This window comes from Streptomyces flavofungini, assembly GCF_041028215.1.
In the GTDB taxonomy this organism is placed as follows: domain Bacteria; phylum Actinomycetota; class Actinomycetes; order Streptomycetales; family Streptomycetaceae; genus Streptomyces; species Streptomyces flavofungini_B.
Genome location: NZ_JASKYR010001427.1, coordinates 1 through 611, shown reverse-complemented (window position 1 = coordinate 611; position 611 = coordinate 1). Strand labels below are relative to the sequence as shown.

1 pseudogene is annotated in these 611 nt (G+C 76.7%); it reads right to left on the bottom strand.

Features of this window, described 5'->3' with window-relative positions:
* Positions 1-54: 54 nt before the first annotated feature.
* Positions 55-611, bottom strand: a pseudogene (locus AB8Z36_RS41480) (hypothetical protein); the annotation flags it as partial.

Genomic DNA, 611 nt, shown 5'->3' with positions numbered 1-611 from the left:
GCAGCCGCCGCAGCGCCCCGGCGGCGGCGCCGCGCACGGCAGGCCAGGGGACGTTCACCCGTGGCCCGCCGGCCGGGCGCCCGGCAGGACCGTCACGCTCGACTGGATGCGGGCGGCCTCCACGTCGAAGCGGGCGATGTGGTCCAGGAGTTCGACCCGGCCGCGGTCGGCGTCGGTGACGCGGACCAGGTGCAGCAGGTGGTCCCGCATCGCGGTGTCGCCGACCTGCCCGGCGAGCCGCCAGGCGGTGCCGAGGAGGGTCCGCGCCGTGTCCCTGGCGCCGCGCTTCAGCTCGGCGCAGGCCGCTTCGAAGGTGCGGTGCAGCTCCTCCTCGTGCCGGTAGTGGGCGACCTGCGGGTCGATGCGGCTGTAGAGGTCGGCGTCGTCGGTCCAGCGCATCAGGACGGGCTGGGGCGCGGGCAGCTCCAGGTCGTCCGTGGGGCCGTCGGCGTCGATCTCGACCTCGGTGAGCAGGAGTTCCCGGTCGGGCCGCGCGGGGTCGTAGGGGGCGCCGACGCAGAGCAGATAGGCGCGGGTCTCCTCGCCGCAGGCGCCGAGACCGTACTCCTCGACGGGCCCGCCCGCGCCCGTCGMGRMRYMGGGCAGGTCGG